This is a genomic window from Cupriavidus sp. FW305-3-2-15-C-LB2 (assembly GCF_058787575.1).
The window spans coordinates 23,001-40,210 of record NZ_JBYSZW010000013.1 but is presented as its reverse complement, the minus strand read 5'-3'; the positions used below and the strand labels follow the sequence as shown (position 1 = coordinate 40,210).

General features: G+C 69.9%; 16 protein-coding genes. 8 read left to right on the top strand and 8 right to left on the bottom strand.

Annotated features, from left to right (window positions below; all coding sequences use genetic code 11):
• Nucleotides 1-2 precede the first annotated feature (2 nt).
• On the top strand, nucleotides 3-326 hold the full coding sequence (locus tag AC3WRR_RS12145) for a c-type cytochrome (protein WP_010809773.1): 324 nt from the start codon (nucleotides 3-5) through the stop codon (nucleotides 324-326).
• Between the two features lie 80 nt (nucleotides 327-406).
• Here AC3WRR_RS12145 and pqqE read toward each other — a convergent pair whose 3' ends face one another.
• The 5 genes from pqqE to pqqA form a co-directional block, all read right to left on the bottom strand.
• A complete protein-coding gene (pqqE, locus tag AC3WRR_RS12140) occupies nucleotides 407-1,558 on the bottom strand; it encodes a pyrroloquinoline quinone biosynthesis protein PqqE (RefSeq protein ID WP_492297162.1) in 1,152 nt (383 codons plus the stop codon).
• Complete coding sequence (pqqD, locus tag AC3WRR_RS12135; RefSeq protein ID WP_010809775.1) at nucleotides 1,530-1,802, bottom strand: pyrroloquinoline quinone biosynthesis peptide chaperone PqqD; 273 nt, start codon at nucleotides 1,800-1,802, stop codon at nucleotides 1,530-1,532. Before pqqD ends, pqqE begins: the two co-directional genes overlap by 29 nt.
• Nucleotides 1,799-2,509, bottom strand: coding sequence for a pyrroloquinoline-quinone synthase PqqC (pqqC, locus tag AC3WRR_RS12130; protein ID WP_492297095.1), 711 nt, complete (start codon nucleotides 2,507-2,509; stop codon nucleotides 1,799-1,801). The genes pqqD and pqqC overlap by 4 nt, the downstream gene beginning before the upstream one ends.
• Complete coding sequence (pqqB, locus tag AC3WRR_RS12125; RefSeq protein ID WP_010809777.1) at nucleotides 2,506-3,423, bottom strand: pyrroloquinoline quinone biosynthesis protein PqqB; 918 nt, start codon at nucleotides 3,421-3,423, stop codon at nucleotides 2,506-2,508. The genes pqqC and pqqB overlap by 4 nt, the downstream gene beginning before the upstream one ends.
• 139 nt (nucleotides 3,424-3,562) lie before the next feature.
• Complete coding sequence (gene pqqA, locus AC3WRR_RS12120; protein WP_010809778.1) at nucleotides 3,563-3,637, bottom strand: pyrroloquinoline quinone precursor peptide PqqA; 75 nt, start codon at nucleotides 3,635-3,637, stop codon at nucleotides 3,563-3,565.
• 92 nt (nucleotides 3,638-3,729) lie between these two features.
• On the opposite strand from pqqA, the gene AC3WRR_RS12115 reads away from it, so the two are divergent.
• Together AC3WRR_RS12115 and AC3WRR_RS12110 are read left to right on the top strand one after the other, a co-directional pair.
• The gene (locus AC3WRR_RS12115) at nucleotides 3,730-4,689 is read left to right on the top strand and encodes an alpha/beta fold hydrolase (RefSeq protein ID WP_010809779.1); all 960 of its coding nucleotides are present in this window, start codon (nucleotides 3,730-3,732) and stop codon (nucleotides 4,687-4,689) included.
• Entirely contained in the window at nucleotides 4,689-5,651 is a 963-nt protein-coding gene (locus AC3WRR_RS12110) for an MBL fold metallo-hydrolase (RefSeq protein WP_492297092.1), read from the top strand. The genes AC3WRR_RS12115 and AC3WRR_RS12110 overlap by 1 nt, the downstream gene beginning before the upstream one ends.
• 30 nt (nucleotides 5,652-5,681) lie before the next feature.
• Here AC3WRR_RS12110 and AC3WRR_RS12105 read toward each other — a convergent pair whose 3' ends face one another.
• Nucleotides 5,682-7,670 (bottom strand): sigma-54-dependent Fis family transcriptional regulator, encoded by a 1,989-nt coding sequence (locus AC3WRR_RS12105; protein WP_011616983.1) that lies wholly within the window; start codon nucleotides 7,668-7,670, stop codon nucleotides 5,682-5,684.
• Nucleotides 7,671-7,946: 276 nt separating this feature from the next.
• Between AC3WRR_RS12105 and pedF the strand changes: the two genes are divergently transcribed.
• Nucleotides 7,947-8,426: a cytochrome c-550 PedF gene (gene pedF / locus AC3WRR_RS12100; RefSeq protein WP_010809782.1), complete on the top strand. Its 480-nt coding sequence runs from the start codon at nucleotides 7,947-7,949 to the stop codon at nucleotides 8,424-8,426.
• An 82-nt stretch (nucleotides 8,427-8,508) separates the two neighbouring features.
• A complete protein-coding gene (locus AC3WRR_RS12095; RefSeq protein WP_454750570.1) occupies nucleotides 8,509-9,417 on the top strand; it encodes a substrate-binding periplasmic protein in 909 nt (302 codons plus the stop codon).
• An 18-nt stretch (nucleotides 9,418-9,435) separates the two neighbouring features.
• On the opposite strand, the gene AC3WRR_RS12090 is transcribed toward AC3WRR_RS12095, so the two are convergent.
• Both AC3WRR_RS12090 and AC3WRR_RS12085 read right to left on the bottom strand, forming a co-directional pair.
• Nucleotides 9,436-10,755: a type II toxin-antitoxin system HipA family toxin gene (locus AC3WRR_RS12090; protein ID WP_058697012.1), complete on the bottom strand. Its 1,320-nt coding sequence runs from the start codon at nucleotides 10,753-10,755 to the stop codon at nucleotides 9,436-9,438.
• Nucleotides 10,752-11,012 (bottom strand): helix-turn-helix domain-containing protein, encoded by a 261-nt coding sequence (locus tag AC3WRR_RS12085; RefSeq protein ID WP_010809785.1) that lies wholly within the window; start codon nucleotides 11,010-11,012, stop codon nucleotides 10,752-10,754. Before AC3WRR_RS12085 ends, AC3WRR_RS12090 begins: the two co-directional genes overlap by 4 nt.
• Nucleotides 11,013-11,355: 343 nt before the next feature.
• Here AC3WRR_RS12085 and imuA point away from each other — a divergent pair, with 343 nt between their 5' ends.
• Genes imuA through AC3WRR_RS12070 form a run of 3 tightly spaced genes read left to right on the top strand, consistent with a single transcriptional unit; the run spans nucleotide 11,356 to nucleotide 17,145 of the window.
• Nucleotides 11,356-12,234, top strand: a complete 879-nt coding sequence (gene imuA, locus AC3WRR_RS12080) for a translesion DNA synthesis-associated protein ImuA (protein ID WP_011616987.1) — start codon at nucleotides 11,356-11,358, stop codon at nucleotides 12,232-12,234.
• Nucleotides 12,167-13,738, top strand: a complete 1,572-nt coding sequence (locus AC3WRR_RS12075) for a Y-family DNA polymerase (protein ID WP_439669922.1) — start codon at nucleotides 12,167-12,169, stop codon at nucleotides 13,736-13,738. The genes imuA and AC3WRR_RS12075 overlap by 68 nt, the downstream gene beginning before the upstream one ends.
• Entirely contained in the window at nucleotides 13,735-17,145 is a 3,411-nt protein-coding gene (locus AC3WRR_RS12070) for an error-prone DNA polymerase (protein ID WP_439672635.1), read from the top strand. Before AC3WRR_RS12075 ends, AC3WRR_RS12070 begins: the two co-directional genes overlap by 4 nt.
• Nucleotides 17,146-17,210 lie beyond the last annotated feature (65 nt).

Sequence of the window (17,210 nt, the reverse complement as noted above, 5' to 3'; positions counted from 1 at the left end):
GTATGAAGAAGGAATGGATGGCGCTGGCGGTGGCTTCGGCGCTGCTGCCGGGCGCGGCGCTGGCCGGCACGGCCGCCGACATGCAGGCCCTGGCCGACAAGAGCGGCTGCTTTTCCTGCCATGGCATGCAGTCAAAGCTGGTGGGCCCGGGGTTTGCCGAGGTGGCTGCCAAGTACAAGGGCGACAGCCAGGCGGCGGAGCGGCTGGCAAAGAAGATCCGCGAAGGCGGCAAGGGCGCGTGGGGGCGGATTCCGATGCCGCCGCATGGCAGCCTTGCTGAGGACGATGCGAAGAAACTGGCGGAGTGGGTGTTGAGTGCCAGCTGAGGCCGGCGACTGTCTTGACGATGCCGGCATGCCGGCAAGGAACCCCGGCTGGCGCCTGCCATGCCGGGGTTTTTCCTTTCTTAGCGCTGGCCGCTGCTCAGCCGCAGCGAGTTGCCATCGCTGCGAAATACCATCGCTTGCTCGCGCGCCTGCGCCACGGCCAGCCGGCCCTGCAGCACGATCTCGCTGACCTTGTCGTGCGCGCCGGAGCGCTCGCACACCGGGTCCGTGGCGGTGGCGTCGCCGGTGACCAGGAACGCCTGGCAGCGGCAGCCGCCGTAGTCCTGCTCGCGCTGGTCGCAGGAACGGCAGGGTTCCTGCATCCACTGCGTGCCGCGGAAACGGCGGAAGGCATCGCTTTCGGTCCAGATCTCGCGCAGCCCCTGCGTGGCGACACTGGGCAGCGCCAGGCCCGGCAGCATGCGCGCCGCGTGGCAGGGCAGCGCGGTGCCGTCCGGCGCCACGCCAAGGAAGGTGGTGCCCCAGCCGTTCATGCACTTCTTGGGCCGCGCCTCGAAGTAATCAGGCACGACGAACAGGATCTGGCATTGCCTGCCGATGCGCGCGCGGTACTGCCGGACCACGGCCTCGGCCTCGCGCAGCTGCTCATGGGTGGGCAGCAGCGCCAGCCGGTTCTCCCAGGCCCAGCCGTAGTACTGCGTGTTGGCCAGTTCCAGGTATTCGGCGCCCATCTGCAGGGCCATCTCGATGATGGTGCCGACATGCGGCAGGTTATGCCGGTGCAGCACGCAGTTCATCACCATCGGATAGCCGTGCGCCTTGATCATGCGCGCCACGCGCTGCTTCAGGTCGAAGGTGCGGGTGCTGGACAGGAAGTCGTTGAGCTCGCGGGTGGAGTCCTGGAACGACAGCTGGATATGGTCCAGGCCGGCGTCGCGCAGGGCGGCAAGGCGGGCGTCGGTCAGGCCCACGCCCGAGGTGATGAGGTTGGTGTAGAAGCCCAGGCCATGCGCATGCCTGACCAGTACTTCAAGGTCCTTGCGCAGCAGTGGTTCGCCGCCGGACAGCCCGAGCTGCACCGCGCCCAGCGCCCGCGCCTGGCTGAACACGTCGCACCATTGCACGGTGCTCAGCTCGGCCGTATGCCGGGCATAGTCCACCGGGTTGGAGCAGAAGGCGCAATGCAGCGGGCAACGGTAGGTCAGCTCGGCCAGCAGCCACAGCGGCGGGCCGGGCGCGGCCTCAGACCAGCCAGCCGCGTTCGATCGCATGTTTGACAAAGGCATGTACCTCCGGGGCGATTCCCTGCACGCCAAACGCGGCCTGCAGGTCGTCGATCAGCATGTCCAGCGTGTGGCTGCCGTCGCAGCGCTGCAGGATCGCGGCGGCGCTGTCGTTGAGGGTGACCATGCCTTCCGGGTACAGCAGCACCCAGCTTTGCTGGGAGGCTTCCCATTGCAGGCGAAAGGTCCGGTGCAGGGTCGGTCTGGCGAGGTCTTGCGTGCTGGCTGTCATGGGTTGGCTTGCTGGATGGCGTCGAGCATCGACCAGAGCACGTCGAGCTTGAACTGCAGGATGTCGAGGGCGCGCTGCTGTTGCGCCGCGCTGCGGAAATGGCCCAGCGTCACGCGCAGGCCATGGTCCACGTCGCGCTGCGCGAGCGGAATGCGAGAGCGGAAGTAGTCCAGCCCGGCGGCCTCGATCCACGGGTAATGCGTGGGCCAGCCGGCCAGGCGTTCCTTGTGGATTGCGGGCGCGAACATCTCCGTCAGCGACGAGCACACGGCTTCCTGCCACGGTGCGCGGCGCGCAAAGTTGACGTAGGCATCGACGGCAAAGCGCACCCCGGGCAGCACGTGCCGGTGGCTCAGCAGTGCTTCGCGCTCCAGGCCCACCGCCTGGCCCAGGCGCAGCCAGGCCTCGATGCCGCCGGGCTGGGTGTCGGTGCCGTCGTGGTCAAGGATGCGCACCACCCACTCGCGGCGGGTGTCGCGCTCGGGGCAATTGGACAGGATGGCGGCGTCCTTCAGCGGGATGTTGTCCTGATAGTAGAAGCGGTTGGCCACCCATGCGCGGATCTGCGCGGGCGAACACTGGCCCGCCGCCATGCGCTGGTTGAAAGGATGGTGGATGTGGTAGCCGCTTTCCCTGGCGCGCAGGCGGGCCTCGAACTCGGCCTCGGTCCAGGCGATGGGGGGGATGGGGAGGCTGGCAGTTGTCATAGGGCGATTTCCATGCCGTCGTACGCCACCTCGATGCCATGCCGCGCCAGCTCTGCGCGCTCGGGCGAGTCTTCCACCAGCACCGGGTTGGTATTGTTGATATGGATAAGAATCTTGCGGCTGGCGGGCAGCCGCTCCAGGACCTCGATCATGCCGCCGGGTCCCGACAGGGCCAGGTGGCCCATGTCGGCGGCGCTCTTGCCCGAGAAGCCAGGCGCCTGCATCTCGTCGTCGCGCCAGAAGGTGCCGTCGACCAGCACGATGTCGGCGCTGTGCAGCTCGGCAAAGACGTGGTCGTCGATGCGGCCCAGGCCGGGCGCATAGAAGGCGCTGCGGCCGCTGCGGCGGTCTTCGATGCGCAGGCCGATGTTGTCGCCCGCGCGCGGCGCGTGGCGGTTGGGCGAGTAGGGCGGGGCCTTGCTCTCCAGCGGTATCGCCGTCAGTGTCAGGCCGTCCAGCGGCGGGACTGAAAACGCGGTGCCGTCGCAGGGCAGGGCATGCGTCCGCAGTCCGCAGTAGTGCGACAGGATGCGCGTCAGCGGGAAGGCGGCGCCCAGGTCGTCCAGCACGGCGGCGGTGGCATAGAGCGGCAGCGCCTGGCGGTGTTCGCGCAGCATCAGCAGGCCGGTGACGTGGTCGATCTGCGCATCCATCAGCACGACCGCGGCGATGGCGGTGTCGCGCGGCGCGCGCGCGGGCTGCAGCGCGGGTGCCTGGCGCAGCTGCTGCAGGATATCGGGCGAGGCATTGACCAGGATGGCATCAGGCCCGTCGCCCGTCAGCGCGATCGAGGATTGCGTGCGCGGCGTGGCGCGCACCGTGCCGCGGCGCACGCCGTCGCAGTTGTGGCAGTTGCAGTTCCACTGCGGAAAGCCGCCGCCGGCGGCCGACCCCAGTACCCGGATGCTTGTCATGGCGTGAGCGCTTGGTGTTGGGTCATGCTTCACGGGGCAGGCGCCAGGCCTGGCGTCTGCCTGCGTTGGTTGTGCTTGCGGTCCGCGGCTTGCCTGTCGGCGCAGCGCCGGTCGCAGGCGCCGCGGCACCGCGGCACCCTCAGCGGTTGGCGATGTACATCGTGATTTCAAAGCCAAGCCGCAGCTCGGTGTAGGCGGGGGTGGTCCAGCGCATGTCTCTCTCCTTGGGTGGCATGGTTAGTGAATATCGTTGTGCAGCGGCGCCTGGCTGCCGCCCGACTGCCGCATCCCTTCAAGGCAACATCCATGCCCGACGCATCAACGATTTCTGCCGGCTTTTCCGACGCGGCCACCACCTTCCACCTGCGTACGCCCGATGCCCAGCGCGTGCATGTGCGGCTGGCCGGCGCCGCGGACGGCGAGCCGTGGCTGGTGCTGCATGGCGGGCCGGGCAGCGGCTGCTCTGCCGCCATGGCGCAGTGGTTCGACCCGCGGCGGCACCGCGTGGTGATGCCGGACCAGCGCGGCGCCGGCCGCTCCAGGCCGGCCGGCTGCCTGCGCCGCAATACCGTGGGCGCGCTGCTGGCCGACCTGGAGCAGCTGCGCCGCGCGCTGGGCATCGAGCGCTGGGGCGTGGTGGGCGGATCATGGGGTGCAGCACTTGCCCTGGCGTACGCGGCGCAATGCCCGCACGCCGTGGCGGCGCTGGTCCTGCGCGGCTCCTTCCTGACCGGCCGCGACGATGTGCTCGCGCTGTTTTCACCGCGCCATGGGGGCCGCCGCATGCTGCATTGCGTCAAGGCATGGGGCGAGCGCTTGCCCGATGCGCGCGCGCGGCTGCTCACTGTGTCACGGCTGTTGCAAAGTGGTACGCCTGTTCAAAAACGGGACACTGCCGCGGCGTGGCAGGCGAGCGAACAGGCGTGGTTGGGTCTTTCCCCTGCGTCGCATTCGCGCCGGCAGCGGCGGCCTGAGCGCATGGCCGCGGTGAACAAATACCGGATCCAGGCGCACTACCTGCGCAACCGGGCCGGACTGGGCAAGCCGGCCCTGCTCAGCGCGGCGCGGGTCATCGGCGCGCATGGCCTGCCGGTGACGCTGCTGCATGGCCGCGCCGACAAGGTCTGCCGTCCCGCCAACGCGCTGCGCCTGCAGGCCGCCATGCCGGGCGCAAGGCTGGCCTGGGTGGACGGCGGACACCTGGCGGCCGGGGCCATGCGCGACGCCCTGGTGGCCGCGATCCGCGCCGCGGGCTGGCAGCGGTGATGCCCACGACGCGGCGCGGCTTTCTTGGCGCCACGCTTGCGCTGGCCATGAACGGCTGGCGCCCGGCGGCCGCTGCCGGCACGCGGGTCACGCTGGAGCGGCTGCAGCCAGGCGTGTACGTGGCCCGCGCCGGCAATGCCGAAGTGGCGCGCGCCAACGCCGCCGAAGTGGTGCCGACCCTGGTCCACCTGAGCGGTGCGGGCGTGCTGGTGGTGGACCCCGGGCCGCAGGCGGCGTGGGGCGGTGCGCTGCTCGGCGCCATCCGGGCGCTGACGCCGCAGCCCGTGCGTTGGGTGGTCAACACGCATGCCCACCCGGAGAACGTGCTGGCCAATGCCGCGTTCGCACGGCTGCGGCCCCGGCCCGTGTTCCTGGCCTCCGCCGCCACGGCTGCGCTGATGCGGCAACGCTGCGCGGCCTGCCTGGCCCGCATGGCCACGCTGCTCGGCAGCGGTGCCATGCGCGGCGCCGCGATAGTCTTGCCGGAGCCCGCGCTGCAGCCCGATGGCTGGCTGCACACCGGCGCTACCGCCTGGCAGGTGCAGGTTTATGCGAATGCGCACAGTGCCTCGGATACGGTGCTGTACGCGCCGCAGCTGCAGCTGCTGTGTGCGGGTGGCCTGGCTTACCGCGAGCGCGTGCCGGAGATGCACGACGCCTCGCTGCAGGGGTGGCGCCGTGCGCTGCGGCGGCTGCAGGAGCTGCCGGCGCGCACGGTGGTGGGCACCGCGGCGGGCACGCCCGCCCAGACGCTGGCGCCGACGCTGGCTTACCTGGATGCGCTGGCGCACGGAATCGGCGCCGCGCTGGCCGCGGGCAGCGATGCCTCGCGCGCCAATGACGCCGTGGCGGCGGTGCCGTTCCGGCACTGGCGCCATTTCCAGTCGCGCCACCCGCTGAACGTGCAGCGCGCCTGGCGCGAGCTGGAAGACCTGTGGATGCAGGGCGAGCCGCTGGCCTGAGCGCGGGGCTGCCCTGGTGCGTGGCCCGAATCAGCCGGCCTGGTGGGGCAGCCCGCGGGCCTCTTCCATTTTCCGGTAGACCGTATTGCGCGAGATCCCCAGCGCCTTGGCCGCCGCAGAGATGTTCCCGTTGTGCGCCTTGACCGTGGCGACAATGGCCATGGCCTCGACATCGGCCAGCCGCGTGGGCTGCGCGCCCGGCAACATATGGGCCGCGGGCACCGCCGCATGCCCCTGGCGCTCGCGCAGGTCATCGAGGAAGTCGTCGGGCAGGTGGTCCTCGGTGATCTCGGCTTCGCCTTCGGCCATCAGCCGCGCGGTGCGCAGCAGGTTGCACAGCTGGCGGATATTGCCCGGCCAGTGGTAGCGGCGGAACATCTCCATCACCGACTCGCGGATGCGGGGCGGCTCGCCGGGTTGCACGCCCGCCTGGTCCTGGCGCAGCAGCCTGGCGGCCACCGCGTCGAGGTCGCCGCGCTCGCGCAGGGCCGGCAGCCGCACCACCAGCCCGTTGAGGCGGTAGTAGAGGTCTTCGCGGAACTGGCCGTTGGCGACCAGGTCACGCAGGTTGCGGTTGGTGGCGCATACCACCGAGACGTCGACATGGATGACCTTGCTGCTGCCCAGCGGCGACACCGCGCGTTCCTGCAGCGCGCGCAGCAGCCGTCCTTGCAGATGCAGCGGCATGTCCCCGATCTCGTCCAGGAACAGCGTGCCGCCGTTGGCCAGCAGCATCTTGCCGATGCCGCCCTTCTTGCGGGCGCCGGTGAAGGCGCCTTCTTCATAGCCGAACAGCTCGGACTCGATCAGGGTTTCCGGGATGGAGGCGCAGTTCACGGCAATGAAGGGCCCGGCATGGCGCGGGCTGTCGGCGTGGATGGCGCGCGCCATCAGTTCCTTGCCGGTGCCGGTCTCGCCCAGCACCATCACCGGAATATCCTTGCCGATGACCTTGCGCAGCTTGCCGATGACCGCGCGGATCTGCGCGTCGCCCGTGTCCAGGTCGTCCAGCCCGGGTGAGCGGGCGGGGCCTGCGGCCAGGCTGCGCGGTGCGGCGGCCGTGCCAGGCTGGACTGCTTGGCCGGCATCGGTGTTGCCCGGCAGCGATGCGGCGGGTGACTTCCATTCGACCCGGGCGCTGACCTTGACGCCGCTCGGCAGGTGCAGCTGGACGATGCCCGCATGAGCCGCGCGCACCGCGTCGAACAGCTGCGACATCGACAGCCCGAACAGCGAGGAGAAGGTGTGCGCATGCAGGGCGCCATTGGACAGGCCAAGCTGGAACTGCCCGCTGCGGTTGGCTGACAGGAAGCGCCCGCCGGGCGTGAAGGAGACGATGCCCTCGACCAGCGTGCCCAGGAACTCCGCGCGCGAATGGAAGCGGATGCACACCATGTCACGGAAGGCGTTGCCGAACAGCTGGTTCTCGATCATCTGCGCCGACATCCGCACCAGCGCCATGGTGTGCTTGTGGAAACCGCGCTGGTCGCCGGTCACATCCAGCGCCCCCACGGTCTTGCCGTAAGGGTCGAGGATGGTCATGCACGAGCAGGTCAGGAACTGGTTGGCCTCCAGGAAGTGGTCGGCGCCGTGTACCAGCGTGGCCCGGTTCTCGGCCAGGGCCGTGCCGATGGCGTTGGTGCCGCGGCGCGCTTCCGACCACTCCGCGCCCGGGCGCAGCGCGACCTGGTTGGCCCGGGCCAGAAAGTCGTCATCGCCCATCGAGTGCAGGATCAGGCCATCGGCGTCGGTCAGGATGACCATGCTCTGCGTATTCACGATCTGGTCGTAGAGCGTTTCCATCACCGGCAGCGCATAGGCGAACAGCGACTGGCTACGCTCGATCCGCGTTTTCAGCTCGCTCTGCAGCACCGGGCAGAAGTCGGGCGATTCGTAGGGACGCAGGCCATAGGACTCGGAACGCTGGTGGGCCTGGGCAATCAGTTGGTCGCGCTCGGGCTGCCCTGTGTCACCCGGGGCGCCCGCCGCGGGGCGGGCCGGTTCCGGCTGGAAGGTCATTTCTCTGTCTCCTGTGGAAAGTCCGCCCGCGGTCTTTGCGCGGGTCGCTGTCGGCGCCTTCGCCGGGCGCATGGTCGACAGTGTTGCGTCATGAAGCAAAACACTTGCCAGGGTGTGGCAATCCGGGACACCCGTGCCGCGATGCTGCGTTGCAGACAACGATGGCGGCGCGGCGAAGCCTGCTTTCAGGCGCCTCCGGGCCTGGTCCGGCTGGCTGGTATGGCTCTTGCGGAAACAGGGCAAACAACCAAGACCCGTCCACTGTAGGAGACATCCATGAAAACGCAGCGCCGCCTGCTTGCCTTGCTCGCGCTTTGCGCGTCCCTGACCGCCCTCCCGGCCGGCTCCGTGCTGGCCCATGGCGACGTCACGCCCCAGGCCGTCGATACCAAAGCGTTACCACAACTGGGCGACGAATGGCGCCCGGACAATCCCTACCGTAGCGGTGATGCGCACAAGGAGGCTCTGCGGATCGGCAGCTCGGCCTATAACCAGAACTGCGCGCGCTGCCATGGCCTGGAAGCGGTGTCAGGGGGCATCGCGCCGGACCTGCGCAAGCTGGACGGCGACTGCGTCTCGCTGGCGGATGCAAAGAAGAAGCAGGCGTGCATGAGCGAGATCTCGCAGTTCTACACCACCACCGTGCGCAAGGGCCGCACGCGCGACGGCCGCGTCTACATGCCGCCGTTCGACGGCGTGCTGAGCCAGGAGGCGGTGTGGGCCATCAAGACCTACCTGGAGTCGCGCCACGAGTAAGAGGCGGTTGCGCCGGCAGTCCTTCACGTTGTCCAGCCCCGGCCCGCAGTGCCGGGTCAACGCATCTTTCAGGAGCCATCCCATGCCCGCCAGCCCTGTCCGCGGCCCCAGGCATTCCGTGTCCCCCATGCCGGCGGCGCCGGCCGGCGCCGTGCGCTGGCTGTGCGGCGCCATGCTGGCTGCCGCCGCGCTCTTCTGCGCGCAACCGGCCCAGGCCGACCTGGCCAGGATCCGCCAGACCGGCACCCTCAAGGTGGCGGTCTACAAAGGCTTGCCGCCGTTCTCCGCGATCGCGGGCAGTCAGGCCGCGGGCATCGACGTGGCCCTGGCCAGGGCACTGGGCAAGGAACTGGGCCTGTCGGTGGCGCTGATGCCGTTCGATGCCGATGAAAGCATGGCTGACGACTTGCGTGCCATGGTCTGGCGCGGCCATTACCTTGGTTACGGACCGGCCGACGTAATGCTGCACGTGCCGGTCGACCGCGCCTTCATGCGCGAGAACGACAAGGCGCTGATCTTCGCGCCGTACTACCGCGAGACCTTCGTGCTGGTGCAGGACCGCGAGCGCGTGCCGGCGGTGCGCGGCCTGGAAGACCTGGCCGGGCAGCCGACCGGCGCCGCAGCTGGTTCGGCCGGGGCCAATGCGCTGCTGTCCGGCGCGGGCGGCGCCTTGCGCGACAAGGTCAGGATCTACCCCGAAGCCGACGCGGCATTGCGCGCGCTGTTCTCCGGCGAGATCGCGGCGGCGATGGTGACGCGCGCCCAATACGAGAGCGCGCTCAAGGCCGCGGGGCAATCCGGGGCGCGCTTTGCCGCGACGGAACCCAGCGCGCCGCTGCTGCCGCAGCGCGGGTGGGCCGTCGGCATGGCGGTCAAGGCAGGCGAGCGGGAACTGGCCGAAGCGCTGGAACAGGCGTTGAGCGCGCTGCGCAGCAATGGCGAACTGGCGCGCATCTTTGCCGGCTACGGGGTGTCGATGCAGGCGCCGTGAGGGTGGCTGGCGGGCGCCTCACCTGGCCGGCCTGCCGGCCCGTGCAAGCGGCAGCGTCTGCAGGCGCTCGGCAACGACATTGCGGATCGCCTGCGGCGCGTCCAGGTCGTCCAGCATGCGCGGCCAGTTGGCATGCGCCAGCGCGACGGCTTCCTTGACGGCGGCGGTCGCAATGCGCCGCGGGACGCCGGCCTTCTCCGCGATGGTCTCGTACGTTGCCAGGGTTTCTTCACGCTGCCGCCTGTCGATGGCAACGTTCTGGCCATAGGTCGCAAAGCCGGGAAGCGCGGCCACGCAGACGATGTCGTACGCCGGTGACAGTTCTGGCAGGACCCCGTTGTGATAGGTCACCGAGAAGTTCTTCAGGTGCGCATCGCTGTTGCCGATCAGCGTGTTGACCGCCTGGCGCAGGAAGAACTGCCGCGCATGCTCGACCCCGCTCGGGCTCAGGCGATACAGGGCGGCAACGAGCTGAATGTAGCTCTCGATGCCGGCGTACTTCTTCGCTGGCATCCTGCCCAGCATCTGGCAGCCGTCTTCGGCGTGCACACGCCCGGCCGGGGTGCGGTCAAACCTGTCCACCGCAAGGTAGTGCAGGTTTTCGCCCAGCGATTCAACCAGTCCCTCGACCTCGATGGTCGAGACGGGCAGTACTCTTGTCGGCGCGACATGGACGCCGGCGGCAGCCGCGAGCTGCATCGAAATCGATTCGTTGAACACCTGCGAATCATCGTTCCTGGCAGGAAGCTTGGCGATGATGTCGGACAGCCTGCCCTTGGCTGGCAGAGTGTAGCGCTTGTCCTGCAGCACCGTCGACAGGGCCAGCTTGTTCTGCACGCCGGACACCGAGGCCGCGCCCTGGGTGGCGCCCTCCACCACGGCAATTTCCAGGTTGTCCGCGCCGCCGGTCACGCCATACGTCCGCGCATACTCCGGCAACGCGCCGATGTCCGCCGGCACGATGACGACGGCCCCCGGGAGATCATTGCCGGCCGATGCCAGGATGCCGAAATCATCCTTGTCATCGGGATTGCTCCGCGTTGCCTCGAGCCGCTTGCGCAGTTCGCCCTCGGGCAGCAGGCCGGCAAAGTAGGGCGGCAGTTCATGGCCCGTGCTGTAGACGGCAGGATGGAAGGGGTTGTCCAGCACCTCGGCGGTGGCCTTGCGGCCGGCCTCGGTCGGGACGCTGATCGACAGGCTCAGCGTGGGGCGGCGCGTGTCGCCCCGGAAGGCTTCGGATGGCACGAACCGGACATTGCCGCTGGCCTCGCACAGGTAGCCGCATAACTGGTCGTACAGCCGGACCTCAAGAAAGCGCGGATGCAGTTCGTAGCTCATTCCTGGTCCAGGAAGATGTCGACTGCGCTGCGGGCGCTGCGGTCGGGCCCGCTGCCTTTGCCTTCCAGGACTTGCCTGACTTCCTGTGCCCGCTCGTTGGGCACCAGGACCCATTCTGCGTCCAGGGCGGCCGCCAGGGCTTCGAGGGTGGATGCGCGGCTGTCCTTCTTCCCCAGCAGGATCGCCGACAGGTTCTGGCTTGCCATGCCCAGCACCCGCCCGATCTCGGTCAGGGTCTTGCCTCTGGCTTCACGCATGTCGCGGCACTGAGAAACTAATGACATAGCATTATTTCATTGATATATGCATGCCTTAGTATGATACATCGGCGCGCCGATAGCCAGGCGCGTATCATTCGATAGTAGCCTCTATTCAATAAAGTAATGCTATCGAATTATTTTCTATTGCGGACCGCCGTCCGGAATGAAACCGGGTGGAGCAAATGAAGACGGGCCGCCGCCCGCCCGTCTCACTTCCCCGGTGTCCCCCAGGCCACCCCTTGCCGCTACCCCTTGCGCTGGCACCCGATACTGTATAAATATACAGTTATCGTAAATCTACTAGTTCCTCGCCATCCCCGGCGAGCGACGCCAACTCCACATGACTGCGCAATCGCACGCAGCCCCGCCCATGGCGGCGGAGGGCCTTCTTTTCCCTGCGCCGGCGCCCCCGGTCTCGCGCCAGCAGGCGCTGTCGGCGCTCGAGCAGCGTTATCCCGGGCTGTGGCGGGCCGGCCAGCTGGGCCGTGCCGGCGGTGCGGCGGTATGCCCGACCGGATATGACGCGCTGTCGGCCGAGCTGCCCGGCGGCGGCTGGCCGGCGGGCGGGCTGACGGAGCTGCTGACGGCGCAGGGTGGAGCGGGCGAGCTGCGCCTGCTGCTGCCGGCGCTGGGCGCGCTGGCCGGGGCCGGGCGCCGTATTGCGCTGGTGGCGCCGCCTTACCTGCCCAATGCGATGGGGCTGGCCGCGGCCGGCCTGCCGGCGCGCCAGCTCTACTGGATGCGTCCCCCGGCCGGCGCCGGCAAGGCCGCGCAGCAGGCCGACATGCTGTGGGCGGCCGAGCAGGTGCTGCGCAGCCAGGCCTTTGGCGGCGTGCTGGTCTGGCTGCCCGCGGCCCGCCCCGAGGCGCTGCGCCGCCTGCAGGTGCTGGCGCAGGCCGGCGACGCGGTGGCATGGGCGCTGCGCCCGGCCACGGCGCTGCGCGAGTCGTCGCCGGCGGTGCTGCGGCTGCTGCTGGCGCCGCTGCCCGGCAATGTGCTGTCGATCACCTTCCACAAGCGGCGCGGGCCGGTGCGGGACACGCCGCTGCTGCTGCGCCTGGACGGGATGGCAGCGGCCACGCGCGCAGCCGCCTGGCCTGTCCCGGCAGGAGCACCTGCCTTGTCTGAATCGTCTTCTCCATCTTCTTCCGATGCCGTACTGGATCGCGGTGCACCTGCCGCGCCTGCCCCTGGACGCCCTGCAGCCCAGCTGGCCTGAGCTGGCGCCCGCCGTGAGCCCGCCTGCCGCCACCGCCACGCTGCACCATGCGCTGCCGGTGGCGGTGATGGCGCGCGAGCAGGTGGTGCTGGCCAACGGCCCGGCGATGCAGCTCGGCGTGCGCTACGGCATGCGCCGCGGCGGCGTGCAGGCGCTGTCGGCCGACATCGTGCAGCTGGAGCGCGACCTGGCCGCGGAAGCTTCGTTGATGGAGGCGGTGGCGCTGGCGCTGCTGCATTTCACGCCGGGCGTGACCGTCGACGAGGAACCGGAGTCGGCCACGGTGATGCTGGACGTCACCGCCAGCCTGCGCCTGTTTGGCGGCCACCGCGCGCTGTGCCGCGCGGTGCGTGCCTGCGTGCGCCAGCTTGGCACCTTTGCCCAGGTGGGCTCAGGCCCGACCGCGCACGGCGCCGCGTGGCTGGCGCGCCAGCCGCTGCGGCGCACGCGGCGCGGCGTGGTGCGGCCCGGGCGCCGCGCGGTGGGCATGGCACGCCTGCACCGGCTGCTGGACCGCCTGCCGGTGGAGGCGCTGCACACGCTGGCCGATCCGGCCTGGCTGGACGGCATCGGCTGCCGCACGCTGGGCGAGGTGCGGCGCCTGCCGCGTGCGGGCCTGACGCGCCGGCTGGGCCCGGCGCTGCTGGCGCGGCTGGACCAGGCTTATGGCGACACGCCGGCGCGCTTTGCCTGGTTTGTGGCGCCGCCCGCGTTTGCGCAGCGCATGGACCTGCCGGGCCGCATCGAATCCGCCGAGGGCGTGCTGGCCGGCGCGCAGCGCCTGCTGCTGGCGCTGGCGGGCTGGCTGGCGGTGCAGCAGGCCGGCGTCACGCGCTGCGTGCTGGTGCTGGAGCATGAGCGCTACCGGCGCGGCGTTGACACCGACGGCACCGAGGTGCCGGTGGGCCTGGCCCAGCCCAGCCGCGACCCCGCGCACCTGTCGCGGCTGCTGCGCGAGAAGCTCGACAAGCTCAATTTCCACGCCCCGGTGACCGGCCTGGCGCTGCGCGTTGAGGCGATGGCCGCATGCGTGCCGCACAGCGATGCGCTGTTCCCCGAGCCCGGCGGCACGCCGGAAGACCTGGGCCGCCTGCTCGATACGCTGATGGCGCGGCTGGGCCGTGACAACGTGCTGCAGCCGCGGCCGCTGGCCGACCACCGGCCCGAGCGCGCCAACCGCTGGTGCCCGGTCGACGAGCCCGGCGGCAACAAGGCCGCCAGCCTGCCGGATCCGCAGCCGGAGCGCCCGCTGTGGCTGCTGCCGCAACCGCTGCCGCTGCCGGTGCAGCGCCACCGGCCCTGCCACGGCGGCCCGCTGGCGCTGCTGAGCCGCCCTGAGCGCATCGAGGCCGGCTGGTGGGACGGCGCGCTGGCCACGCGCGACTACTTTATCGCCGAGCGCGCCGACGGCCTGCGCTGCTGGATCTTCCGCGAACGTCCGGGCCATGCGGCGCAGGACGATGGCGGCGAGTACCGCTGGTTCCTGCACGGGTTGTTCGCATGAGCGCGCTGTTCTTGCCTGCCTCGCTGCCGGGTTTGCTGCCGGCGCTGCCGGATTACGTGGAGCTGCACTGCATCTCCAACTTCACCTTCCTGACCGGCGCCTCGCACCCGGGCGAGCTGATCGAGCGCGCCTTCGGCCTGGGCTACAGCGGGCTGGCGCTGACCGATGAATGCTCGGTGGCCGGCACCGCGCGCGCGCACGATGCCATCGAGACGCTGCGCAAGCGCCTGCACGATGCAGTGGCGCGCAGCGCGGCACGCGGCGAAGAGGGCGTGGATGAGCCGCTGCTGGACCATGACGAAGAGCCTGACGCCGGCGCTGACGATCCCCATGCCCACGCCAGCCGCCACCAGCGGCTGCAGGCGCTGGCCCGCGCCGCCGATGCCTTCTCGCTGCTGATCGGCAGCCGCTTCAGCCTGACCCCGGCCGATGGCTCGGCGCGCCCGCCGCTGCGGCTGGTGCTGATCGCGCAGCACCGCGAGGGCTTCGGCAACCTGAGCGAGCTGATCACGCTGGGCCGGCGGCGCGCGCAGAAGGGCAGCTACCGGCTGCATCCCGAAGACCTGGCCGCGCCCGCTGCTGATGAAGCGCACCTGCGCGGCGTGCCCGGCTGCGTGGCGCTGCTGCTGCCCGACTATTGCGCCGATCCTGAACTGCTGCGAGAGCAGGCCGAGTGGTGCCGCGCGGTCTTCGGCGAGCGCGCCTGGATCGCGCTGGAGCAGTTGCAGGGCCATGCCGATGCACTGCATCGCGCGCGCCTGGAAGCGGTATCGGCACAGACCGGCGTGCCGCTGGCGGCGGCCGGCGCGGTCACCATGCACGTGCGCTCGCGCAAGCCGCTGTCCGATGTGCTGGCCGCGATCCGGCTGGGCCAGCCGCTGGCCGAATGCGGCATGGCGCTGGCGCCCAATGCCGAGCAGCACCTGCGCATGCGCCAGGTGCTGTCGCGCCTGTACCCGCGCGAGGCGCTGGCGCAGACGCTGAAGATCGCAGAGTCGTGCGATTTCTCGCTGGGGATGCTGCGCTATGAATATCCCGAGGAACTGGTGCCGGCCGGCGAGACGCCGATCTCCTACCTGCGCAAGGAGGTCACGCGCGGCAAGCGTGAACGCTTCCCCAACGGCCTGAAGCCGGAGTGGGAGAAACAGCTCGAAGAAGAACTGCAGTTGATCGAAGAAAAGCACTACGAACCCTTCTTCCTGACCGTGCACGACATCGTGCGCTTTGCGCGCGGGGAGGGCATCCTGTGCCAGGGCCGCGGCTCGGCCGCCAATTCACTGGTGTGCTTCTGCCTGTATGTGACCGAGGTCAGTCCCGAGCAGGCCAACCTGCTGTTCGGCCGCTTCCTGTCGCGCGAGCGCGATGAGCCGCCCGATATCGACGTGGACTTCGAGCACCAGCGGCGCGAAGAGGTGATCCAGTACATCTACAGGAAATACGGCCGCCACCGCGCAGCGCTGGCGGCGTCGCTGATCACCTACCGCTCGCGCAGCGCATTGCGCGACGTGGGCCGCGCGCTGGGCATTGACGCCAGCGTGGTGGAGCAGGTGGTCAAGGGCCAGGCCTGGTGGGACGGCGGCCGCGGCTTTGTCGAGAAGATCGCCCGCTACGGGCTCGATCCCGAATCGCCGGCGGTGCAGCAGTGGGCCAGCCTGACCGCGCAGCTGCGCGGCTTTCCGCGCCACCTGTCGCAGCATGTGGGCGGCTTCGTGATCGCGCAGCACAAGCTGTCGCGGCTGGTGCCGATCGAGAACGCGGCCATGGCCGACCGCAGCGTGATCCAGTGGGACAAGGACGACCTGGAGTCGCTGGGCCTGCTCAAGGTCGATGTGCTGGCGCTGGGCATGCTGTCGGCGATCCGGCGCGCGCTGGAGATGATCCCCAACCCGGACCCGGCGCGCGCCGCATTGCCGACGCGGATGGAAGACATCCCCAAGGAAGACCCGGACACCTACAACATGATCTGCAAGGCCGAGACCATCGGCGTATTCCAGATCGAATCGCGCGCGCAGCAATCGATGCTGCCGCGGCTGCAGCCGCGCCAGTACTACGACCTGGTGGTGGAGGTCGCCATCGTGCGGCCCGGCCCGATCCAGGGCGGCATGGTGCATCCCTACCTGAAGCGGCGCGAGGCCTTCCGCCGCACCGGCAAGCCGCCCACTTACTTCAACCCGGTCATCGAAAAGGTATTGGGCCGCACGCTGGGTGTGCCCATCTTCCAGGAGCAGGTGATGCAGTTGGCCATCGACGCGGCCGGCTTTTCACCGGGACAGGCCGACCAGCTGCGCCGGTCGATGGCGGCGTGGCGGCGGCGCGGCGACCTGCGCCAGCACCAGGATGCGCTGGTGCGCGCGCTGACCGGCAACGGCTACCCGGAATCCTTCGCGCTGGCAATCTGCAAGCAGATCGAGGGGTTTGGCGAGTATGGCTTCCCCGAGAGCCACGCGGCCAGCTTTGCCAAGCTGGTCTATATCAGCGCCTGGCTCAAGTGCCATCATCCGGCCGCCTTCCTGTGCGCGCTGCTGAACAGCCAGCCGATGGGGTTCTATTCACCGTCGCAACTGGTGCAGGACGCCAGCCGCAATGGCGTGCAGGTGCTGCCGGTGGATGTGACCATCAGCCGCTGGGACAGCACGCTGGAGCCGGTGGAGGCCGATGTCGCCGACGCGCAGGCCCGCACCAGGCCGCAGCATCCGCGCGTGCGCCTGGGCCTGGGCCGCGTCAAGGGCATGCGCGAAGCGGCCGCGCTGCGCATCGAGGCCGCGCGCGCCCAGCGTCCGTTCGACAGCGTCGAAGACCTGGCACTGCGCGCCAGCCTGGACCGGCACGACATCGACGTGCTGGCCGCCGCCGACGCACTGGCGCCGCTGGCCGGCAACCGCCGCCAGGCCCGCTGGCAGGCGCGCGCCGCCGCCGCGCATGCCGCGCACCGCGACCTGCTGTACGAAGCGCCGCCCGCCGAAGCCGCGCTGGCGCTGCCCGCGCCCCGGCTCGGCGAAGACGTGACGGCGGACTATGCCAGCCTGGGCCTGTCGCTCAAGTCGCACCCGCTGGCGTTGCTGCGGCGCAAGCTGACGGCGATGCGCTTTGCCACCGCCAGCCAGCTCGCGCGCTGCGCCAACGGCCGCCGCGTGCGCGCCTGCGGCATCGTCACCGTGCGCCAGCGTCCATCCACCGCCAGCGGCACCATCTTCGCCACCATCGAGGACGAGACCGGCTCCGTCAACCTGATCCTGTGGCCCGACCTGGTCGAGCGCCAGCGCAAGGAGGTGCTGGGCGCCACGCTGCTGGGCGTGGTCGGCACCTGGCAGCGCCAGGGCGACGTGCGCCACCTGGTGGCCAAGGAGCTGGTGGATTTAAGCCCGATGCTGGGGCGGTTGATGGTGGGGAGCCGGGATTTTCATTGAGACGCACGGCCAGAAGCCAGGTCATGCCTGTGCCTGGAGCGGTTTACTTGCACGCCTGATTCATC